Consider the following 6,467-nt stretch of genomic DNA (forward strand, 5'->3'; position numbering starts at 1 on the left):
AGTCTCTCAAATATGGAACAGAAAAGGAGGCAGAGAAATATGAAGATGACAGTAGGGGAGATTCGAAGGGCCTGTGGAGGAAAGCTCCTGTGCGGAGACCCAGAGGCAGTGGTCACTTCTGTGAGTACAGACAGCCGGAAAATCGAGCCGGGTGCACTATTCGTTCCCATCAAGGGGGAACGGACAGATGTCGCATGCGTACATCACTGCTACCTTTGCTGCAGGCGCAGTGGCAACGTTGACAGAAGAACATACGGAGATGAAGGATTCCAATGCGTGGATTCGTGTGCCGAGCACCCTTTCCGCTTTGCAGTTGATTGCTACAGCACATCGCGCGCGATTTTCGATTCCCGTGGTGGGGGTGACAGGAAGCGTCGGTAAGACAACAACCAAGGAAATGATCGCGTTAGCACTTTCCGCGGAGAAGAATGTCATGCGGACCGAGGGGAATCACAACAGTCAAGTAGGATTGCCATTGACGATTTTCCGACTTGGACCCGAACACGAAGCAGCCGTGGTGGAAATGGGAATGAGCGACTTTGGCGAGATGAGCCGTTTGGCGGAAATTGCCGCACCCGATTATGCGGTTATCACCAACATCGGAATCTCTCATATTCAACAGCTGAAAACACAACAGAATATTTTGGGAGAAAAGCTGCATATCATCGATCGTTTTCGGGAGGACTCCATCCTATTTTTGAATGGCGATGATCCATTGTTGGCAAATCTCCGCGGAAAGCTTCGGGTAAGAACACAATATTTTGGTATGCAGCCGTGGTGCGATTATCGGGCCGAGAAAATCGCATTTCATCCGAACGGAATTCATTTTGTTTTCCGCGCAAAAGGAGTTGAGCAGGAGGTAGAACTCCCTGTTCTGGGACTTCACAATGTAACAAATGCATTAGCCAGCCTCGCGGTTTCCCATTCACTTGGAGTTGATCTTGGGAAAGCTGCAAAGGCACTCCAGGAATACCAGCCTTTGGCTATGAGGCAACAATTGCACCGCCATAATGGGATTACTGTGGTCGATGATTCCTACAATGCCAGCCCGGATGCAATTAAAAGCAGCTTGGATATGTTGGAATCCCTTCGAGAGCAGGATGGACGCTGTTTAGCGGTTTTGGCGGATATGCTGGAACTGGGGGAGTTGGAACACCGTGCGCATTTCGAAGTGGGCGCATACGCTGCCAAAACCGGTTTGGATGTCCTTGTGACCGTTGGAGAGCGTGCAGCGGCGATCGCAGAGGGAGCGCGTTCCGTCAGGCCGGAGATTCCTTGCCATGTGTGTCATGCCAATGAGGAGGCCGCTGAGGTGCTAAAGAGCATTCTCCGCAGGGGGGATATTGTGTTGGTAAAGGGGTCCCGCGGCATGCATACGGATGAAATTGTCAAAAAAATTCTCGGGCACATCGGTTAAGTCCTTTTGCGAGAGGGAACATAAAAATTACAAACTTGTTATAATTTTAAAAAACCGTGCGCAAACAGCTGGGGTTTTTCTCTGTTTGCGCACGGTTTTTGTGCGATTATTTTGATTTTATAAGCTTCACTGGTTACAATTTGTAATTTTTTTCGTAAAAAGGGTTGCTATGTAATGCTATGTGTGCTATACTGTAACCAATTTGTTACAGATTGTAATTTGTATGTAAAGATTGTTACATATTTGAATAAAAAGGACAAGCTGTTTCCACGGGAGACAGTAAAAAATTGGAGGGGTTTCCATTGAATCGGAAATTTTTGCTTTTCTTTACCCTGCTGTTTGCAGCTTTGACCATTACAGTGTCTTTTGGTCATAGCGTTGCAGCAAAAGCTGCGGAGGAAAAGACCGGTGTAGGGTTGGCAGATCATGTGCTGCTGGCGTACAAGAATGGTTGGAAGTACCGCAGTGGCTGCTACGGACAGTTTGTGGGGAATAAACGAGCAAGTGATTGTTCCGGTTTGATCAAATCCTATCTTTGGTGGCAGGGAGAGGGAAAGAATCCGAATCCAGGTTCCATGTCAGTCGCAGGAAGCTCCGGTGCTATGTTGCAGAGTGCAGAAGTTTCTGGAAACATTGACTATAACGACCCATCGTCCCTTCCACGAATTCATGGTTTGATTCTCTATCAGCCAGGCCATGTGGGCGTTTATGTTGGCAACAACATGGCGATTGACAATCGGAGTTCTGGCGAGGATATGAAGTACGAAGAAGTATTTGGACGAAAGAATATCAAATGGACGAAATGGTTTAAATTGCCCCAGATTACATATCCGACGACTGGTTGGGCTACATATGACGGGGACAAGTACTATTACGAAGACGGTCAGTATGTTATCAATACCATTCGAATTATTGATGGCATTTCCTATACATTTGGCGCGGATGGTAAGATTGTGGAACAAAAGCCATATACTGCTTGAATGTAAAAGGACATCATTCCCCTGCAAGGAGAGCTTTTCTCTTTGCAGGGGATTCTATTTGTATAACGGGGTAAGAGGAAGTAGTTAATAACCATTTTACTAGAATTGTTTTTGGTGGTTCGGTTTTATTCTGTGAAAAACCTGCCGAAATCTGGTAGAAATTTTGTTCTCTTATGCATTGGGAATCGTCAAACGATTGAATGGGAATCGGGCCCTATCGGTTGCAGCAGGGAAAAGATTCCTAGTTTTTTGATTCTTTAGAAGTGTTTGAAGCAAAGAAAGACGATAAAAGAACAGTATTTTTGCCTACCAATGTCGAATCGTACACATAAAGAAAAGATCCAATGTTGAAAAGAAACGATGCCGTGCAATGAAAAGAAAAGCACAGCACCGTTGCATAAAATCTAAGCCGATACGATTCCCAAATTTTAATACCTATAAAATTAGAATTCGCAAGGCTTGGCGCGTTTAAGGACAAGGAACATGTTTGCTCATGTGAAATACATGGTGTGGGATAATCTTTTTAGGATTCGTGGTATCGGTATCCAAATCCGACAACTGTTTTTATAAAGTCGTGCCCTTTTGCATATGGTTGGAGGCGTTTCCTAATTTGAAACACCGTGTTTTCTACAGCATGGCAGCGATAATTGCCCGGTTCATGCCAAACAGATTCATAAATCTGGGCTTTTGTAAATGCGGCTTTCGGATGGGAATACAGGAGATATAAGACATCGAATTCCTTTACAGATAAATAAATGCTCTGGTTGTCGATGATTACATCATGAGTTTTGGCGTCCATAGTAAACGAAATAGCGTCTTGCTGAATTTCCCAGAAACTCTGTGCGAAAAGACAATCCTGTTTGATTTGTTCAGATAACCTTGAAAAATCATCGAACTTTTGTATTCTGCGAAGTCGCTGGTATAATTGAACATCTATCTTTTGGCCGTATAGAATCCCCATCGAAATTTAAGATGTGTGTTTCGATGGAAATATCCGTTTGGTTGTCCACCGTGGGGCGTTTCCCAATATGAGTAATCCCGTAGTATCGTTTGGCGTTCCATAGAATTTGTGCTATATATACCCCGGATTCTGGCAAGTCACATCTATTTTCCAGTTTTAAATTTGCAGTAGGGGCTCCTATCCATTTCCCAATTCCTCGTCCATGAATGACCGTGCCTGATATGGTACAAATAGGTTTAGGTTCCTTTTTTCGTTGTTCTTCCATCCTTATATCACCCCGTTCATGGATAGGATAAACAGAATACAAGTGATGATGACCACAACAGCCAACAGGATTAGGCCGGTAGGTTTGCCCTGACTTTGCTTTTCCGACATGGAGATATACCCACCTTTTCGCAAGGCAGTGATGACCGGCTTATACAGTAAAAATGTAATTCCAGCATTGAGTCCGGATTTTAACAAATTGAAAGGGAGAAACGCCGGAATTAATAATTCGACGACGGCTTCCCTAGGGTACCCCATATAAAGAGGAGTGACCAGATAATTCCAAACCATCATCACTGTAACCATGGTTACACATCCCGCTGCTAACCCAAGGACCGCACCGGAAACGTATGCTTTTTCTTATAGATTGCCGCGGCAGTACAAGCAAAAGCGCATGAAGATAAAACATTCATGACACACCCCAGGAGGCCTGTGTCGCTGACTGTAATCATCTCCATAAGAGAAACAATTATGGTAACGATACAAGAGGTCAATGGTCCCCAAATTAAGCCTCCCAGTGCGATGATGGCGTCTTTAGGATCATACTTGAGAAACAATACGACTGGTACACGCCCAACGGCCATGGCCACGTAGGAAATCGCGCATAGCATTGCAATTGTTGTAATTCTTTTTGTTTTGCTTTCCATCTGTTGTTCCCTCCGCAAAAAAATTAGCACCGAAAAGAGATGCCTTTCAGGTGCTAATAAGCGCAGCAAACCGCAAAACGTCACAACGTGTTGCTACAGCTGATGGAATCTTCTTTCATCCAGACTATACTGTTGGTTTTGGAATCACACCAAATCATGCGTTTTACGCTCGCGGACTTTACCGCCAATCGGGAATTTCACCCTGCCCCGAAGACATTTTCGATTCAGTTGTCTAGATTAGCATACTACGAAACACCTTGTTTGACAATGACCAAAGTGAATTTCGGAAACATTTCGGAAATCTGAAGCTTTTGTAATTGTAGATTGTCAACAGATCGGTCCCATATTTGTTGTAGACAAAAAGGGATGCAGTTTTGTTTTATAGACATACGAAATATTTTGTTTTGAATTTCATGGAGAAACTGACGGTCTGAGAGCTGCATCGGCAAGCCACTCTGTATAGTCTTTTTGAAAACAGTACATCTGTATTATAAAAATTTCAATAAAATTTGAAAAAAAGTGAAAGTTATTGTCCACTTTGGGGTTTTCCTGTCGTTGTTAATAGATGTATCAATATTAAAGGAGGAATTCCCCATGTTTAAGAAATTCGCAGCTGTCCTTTGTGCATTTTGTATGATGTTTGGCGTAGGCGCCAACGCAATGGCCGCAACAGAAGTTCCGGCAAATCAGGTTAGTGCGATTGAGATTCAGCCGCGCTATACTTATGCGGACCGTGTAGAGGCATTTTTGTCCATCAGCGGCAAAACCGCCTATGTAGATGCAGAAGCACAGGGAAAATCCAATGTGTCCAAGATTAAGCTGACAGTTACTCTTCAGAAGAAGAGCGGCAGCAGCTGGTCCACTGTAAAGACTTGGACCGACACCGAATCCAGCGATTATATCTATATCTCGGAGGAAAAATCGGTTTCTTCGGGAACCTATCGCGTGAAGGTAACTGCAGTCTTCAACGGATCTGAGACGGTGACTACTTATAGCGAGACAGAGACGGTTTAATAACGCGTTCTTTTGTCGCTACAGTTTGGACCCAATCATCCAATTACAATTTCCGCGCAATTGATGGATGGATTTTGTCTTTCTGGCCGCTGTTCGGTAAGAATTGGCGGCCGGAAAGCGGGTTTTACTTTTCGACGGAAGCAATTCCGTATCATTTGCCTACATGAGTTTTTTACCAATACAACCAACGATGGGACCGTCCTTCCCCGGACGGTCCTTGGTTGTCTCTAGAGGGTCAAAAAAGTGCCGCTGCAACTTTAAAAGTTGCAGCGGCACGAATCATTTTTGGGTGAAAGCTTGTTAGTTGCCAATCATATAGTTCAGGAACATGGATTCGTCTTCCGGATTTTCTACTTTCAACTCAGCCGAAACCTTAGAGCTTTTTGCGCCATCCAGAAGAGCGCGTACACCGTATAGCTGGCACAGCTTACTCTTAAGATTGAGGGTATTGCCATCCTCTGTTACCAGATAGACATTTCCCTGTGCTTTATCAAGAAGATCAAGAAGTTTCTGAATATCGATGTCATATAATTTCATAATTATTCCCTCCAATTAATTTTTTAGGATTTAGGTATATTATACCATGTAAACTACTGAAATACAATGTAAATGATAGACAAGAATCCTTAGGGCTCCTCTGCTATTATTTCGATGTCCAGCCGCTTACTCTGGCGCACCGGGACATCCAATAGCGAAGAAACATCTCCTGGTCCTCCTTGTCTTCTACGATAATCTCTGGAGAAACCTTGTTGTCATTTGAGTCTTCGAGCAGCATCTTAATACCATAAAGCTGTGCCAGCTTGCTGTTCAACCCAAAGGAAACACCCTCTTCCGTAACCAAATAAATGTTCCCTTTTGCATGTTCAAGCAGGTTCACAAATTCACCCACGCTAATGTCGTATAGTTTCATGTTTCCCTCCTTGTAGTTTACATAAAGGATTATATCATACATGTTGCATAATTGCAAGCCTAATTCTTTGTGCAATATTTAAAATCCTGTAAAAAATTGGTAAAGGAATTGTGTAGTATGAAGGGATATGCTTACAAAAGAGCTCTTTCAATCCATTTGCATAAAATATGCGTAAGCGTTCAAACGTGCCACTTTTTGTGTATTTGCTGTAGGAAAATGAAAAGGAAAAGGAGGGAAGGATGCACTTCTTGTCCGTATGGTACATAAGATGGAT

The 6,467-nt window shown here is 43.6% G+C and carries 8 protein-coding genes, 2 pseudogenes and 1 riboswitch; of the genes and pseudogenes, 3 read left to right on the plus strand and 7 right to left on the minus strand.

Going from position 1 to position 6,467, the window contains the following annotated elements; all coding sequences use genetic code 11:
* The first annotated feature begins 187 nt into the window (after window positions 1–187).
* Both ACGCCZ_RS12865 and ACGCCZ_RS12870 read left to right on the plus strand, forming a co-directional pair.
* The gene (locus tag ACGCCZ_RS12865) at window positions 188–1,417 is read left to right on the plus strand and encodes a UDP-N-acetylmuramoyl-tripeptide--D-alanyl-D-alanine ligase (protein ID WP_411656220.1); all 1,230 of its coding nucleotides are present in this window, start codon (window positions 188–190) and stop codon (window positions 1,415–1,417) included.
* A 302-nt stretch (window positions 1,418–1,719) separates the two neighbouring features.
* A complete protein-coding gene (locus tag ACGCCZ_RS12870) occupies window positions 1,720–2,397 on the plus strand; it encodes a hypothetical protein (protein WP_054324181.1) in 678 nt (225 codons plus the stop codon).
* 523 nt (window positions 2,398–2,920) lie between these two features.
* On the opposite strand, the gene ACGCCZ_RS12875 is transcribed toward ACGCCZ_RS12870, so the two are convergent.
* From ACGCCZ_RS12875 to ACGCCZ_RS12895, 5 genes and pseudogenes are all read right to left on the minus strand, one after another.
* Window positions 2,921–3,196, minus strand: a complete 276-nt coding sequence (locus tag ACGCCZ_RS12875) for a winged helix-turn-helix domain-containing protein (protein WP_411656232.1) — start codon at window positions 3,194–3,196, stop codon at window positions 2,921–2,923.
* 48 nt (window positions 3,197–3,244) lie between these two features.
* Window positions 3,245–3,358: pseudogene (locus ACGCCZ_RS12880) on the minus strand (riboflavin kinase); the annotation flags it as partial.
* Window position 3,359: 1 nt separating this feature from the next.
* Window positions 3,360–3,623: pseudogene (locus tag ACGCCZ_RS12885) on the minus strand (riboflavin kinase); the annotation flags it as partial.
* Window positions 3,624–3,625: 2 nt separating this feature from the next.
* The gene (locus tag ACGCCZ_RS12890; RefSeq protein ID WP_411656222.1) at window positions 3,626–3,928 is read right to left on the minus strand and encodes a hypothetical protein; all 303 of its coding nucleotides are present in this window, start codon (window positions 3,926–3,928) and stop codon (window positions 3,626–3,628) included.
* A gap of 17 nt (window positions 3,929–3,945) precedes the next feature.
* Entirely contained in the window at window positions 3,946–4,269 is a 324-nt protein-coding gene (locus ACGCCZ_RS12895; RefSeq protein WP_411656223.1) for an ECF transporter S component, read from the minus strand.
* A 103-nt stretch (window positions 4,270–4,372) separates the two neighbouring features.
* A riboswitch (FMN riboswitch) is annotated at window positions 4,373–4,488 on the minus strand.
* 375 nt (window positions 4,489–4,863) lie between these two features.
* Between ACGCCZ_RS12895 and ACGCCZ_RS12900 the strand changes: the two genes are divergently transcribed.
* Window positions 4,864–5,283, plus strand: coding sequence for a hypothetical protein (locus ACGCCZ_RS12900; RefSeq protein ID WP_054324184.1), 420 nt, complete (start codon window positions 4,864–4,866; stop codon window positions 5,281–5,283).
* A 300-nt stretch (window positions 5,284–5,583) separates the two neighbouring features.
* Here the strand turns inward: ACGCCZ_RS12900 and ACGCCZ_RS12905 are convergent, their stop codons facing one another.
* Both ACGCCZ_RS12905 and ACGCCZ_RS12910 read right to left on the minus strand, forming a co-directional pair.
* Complete coding sequence (locus ACGCCZ_RS12905; protein WP_054324185.1) at window positions 5,584–5,820, minus strand: hypothetical protein; 237 nt, start codon at window positions 5,818–5,820, stop codon at window positions 5,584–5,586.
* Window positions 5,821–5,926: 106 nt separating this feature from the next.
* On the minus strand, window positions 5,927–6,193 hold the full coding sequence (locus tag ACGCCZ_RS12910) for a hypothetical protein (protein ID WP_054324186.1): 267 nt from the start codon (window positions 6,191–6,193) through the stop codon (window positions 5,927–5,929).
* Between the last annotated feature and the right edge of the window lie 274 nt (window positions 6,194–6,467).

This window comes from Anaeromassilibacillus sp. SJQ-1 (genome assembly GCF_046693725.1).
Classification (GTDB): Bacteria; Bacillota; Clostridia; order Oscillospirales; family Acutalibacteraceae; genus Anaeromassilibacillus.

What these genes read in the sequence shown, in the direction of transcription:
- ACGCCZ_RS12865 (WP_411656220.1), top strand. Translation starts at nt 188, where the DNA reads ATGTCGCATGCGTACATCACTGCTACCTTTGCTGCAGGCGCAGTGGCA.
- ACGCCZ_RS12905 (WP_054324185.1), bottom strand. Translation starts at nt 5,820, where the DNA reads ATGAAATTATATGACATCGATATTCAGAAACTTCTTGATCTTCTTGAT.
- ACGCCZ_RS12890 (WP_411656222.1), bottom strand. Translation starts at nt 3,928, where the DNA reads ATGGTTACAGTGATGATGGTTTGGAATTATCTGGTCACTCCTCTTTAT.
- ACGCCZ_RS12875 (WP_411656232.1), bottom strand. Translation starts at nt 3,196, where the DNA reads ATGGACGCCAAAACTCATGATGTAATCATCGACAACCAGAGCATTTAT.
- ACGCCZ_RS12895 (WP_411656223.1), bottom strand. Translation starts at nt 4,269, where the DNA reads ATGGAAAGCAAAACAAAAAGAATTACAACAATTGCAATGCTATGCGCG.
- ACGCCZ_RS12910 (WP_054324186.1), bottom strand. Translation starts at nt 6,193, where the DNA reads ATGAAACTATACGACATTAGCGTGGGTGAATTTGTGAACCTGCTTGAA.
- ACGCCZ_RS12900 (WP_054324184.1), top strand. Translation starts at nt 4,864, where the DNA reads ATGTTTAAGAAATTCGCAGCTGTCCTTTGTGCATTTTGTATGATGTTT.